Consider the following 1,184-nt stretch of genomic DNA (forward strand, 5'->3'; position numbering starts at 1 on the left):
AGCCAGGGCCCGGATGCCCGCCTGCCCTGCCCCGTCGCGCGCTTTTCAGCCGCTCAGCGCCCGCACGCGGGCCGCGAGGCTCTGCGTGAAGAGCCGGTAGATGTGCAGCGACGCCGTGTCGTGCGTGGCCAGGAAGTGCTGGAAGCTCTCGTGGGTGATGCGCAGCGCGCGCACCGCCGTCTTCGCCCGCACGTTCGCGGACACCGGGCCGTCCTGCACGAGGGAGATCTCCCCCAGGTGCGCGCCGGGCCCCAGCGTGTTGAGGAGCCGCGCGTTCGGCTCGTTGCCGCTGAAGACCTCCACCGTGCCCTCCAGCAGCACCAGCAGCCCGGTGCCGGGCGCGCCCTTCTCCAGCAGCACCGCGCCCGCGGGCACCGCCACGGGCCGGGCCACCCGGTAGAGGTCCTTCATGTCATCCAGCGGCAGCTCGCCGAAGATGGGAATGGCCTTGAGGAAGCGGTAGCCGCTGGCCTCCGGCACGGACGCGCCCGCGGCCAGCCGCGCGAGGAGCGCCTCGGCCTCCACGTCCAGCCCCATGCGCCGCAGCAGCCGCGCCTTCTCCGTCACCAGCACCGGATCCACGCGCAAGAGCTCGGAGCTGCTCAGCGCGTCCGCCAGCACCGCGAGCGCCCGGTGCGTGAAGCCCTCCGAGTCCAGCGCCTTGCAGGTGCGCAGCACCGCCTCGACGTACCGGGGGTCCTCGGCGCGCACGCCGCCCAGGGCCTCGGCCTCCGCGTGCGTCTGGCCCAGCTCGCGGTAGAGGTCCGCGGCCTCGAAGGGGCGACCCAGGCGGACCATGCAGTTCGCCATCGACTCGCGCGCACCCAGGCCCCGGTACACCTCCAGCGCCCGCTCCAGCGCCCCGCCCCGCTCGAAGGCCGCCGCGGCGCGCTCCACCTCGCCCGCGCGCAGGTACGCCTCCGCCGCCGCCACGTGCTGGCCCCCTTGCGCGTACAGGTCCGCCACCGACACGTCGTCGCCGCTGCCGTCGAGCAACCGCGCCGCCCCCGTGAAGTCGCGCGCCCGGCGCAGCACGTCCACCAGCCAGTGGCGCTCCTTCACCGTGCCCTGGGAGGCCTCCTTGCGCAGCCGTTCCCGCTGCGCGGCACCCAGCTCCTCGTAGAGCTGCGCCGCACGCTCCGGCTCTCCCTGGGCCGCCAGGGTCTGCACCACCTGGAGCGTGC

The 1,184-nt window shown here is 74.8% G+C and carries 1 protein-coding gene; it reads right to left on the reverse strand.

Translation table 11 applies throughout. The annotated features are described in order from the left end of the window. Positions 1 to 45 precede the first annotated feature (45 nt). Positions 46 to 1,173 carry a cyclic nucleotide-binding domain-containing protein gene (locus D7V93_RS43245; RefSeq protein ID WP_244237856.1) on the reverse strand — a complete coding sequence of 376 codons (1,128 nt, stop codon included), beginning with the start codon at positions 1,171 to 1,173 and terminating at the stop codon, positions 46 to 48. Positions 1,174 to 1,184 lie beyond the last annotated feature (11 nt).

Origin of the sequence: Corallococcus llansteffanensis (genome assembly GCF_003612055.1) — a bacterium.
In the GTDB taxonomy this organism is placed as follows: Bacteria; Myxococcota; Myxococcia; order Myxococcales; family Myxococcaceae; genus Corallococcus; species Corallococcus llansteffanensis.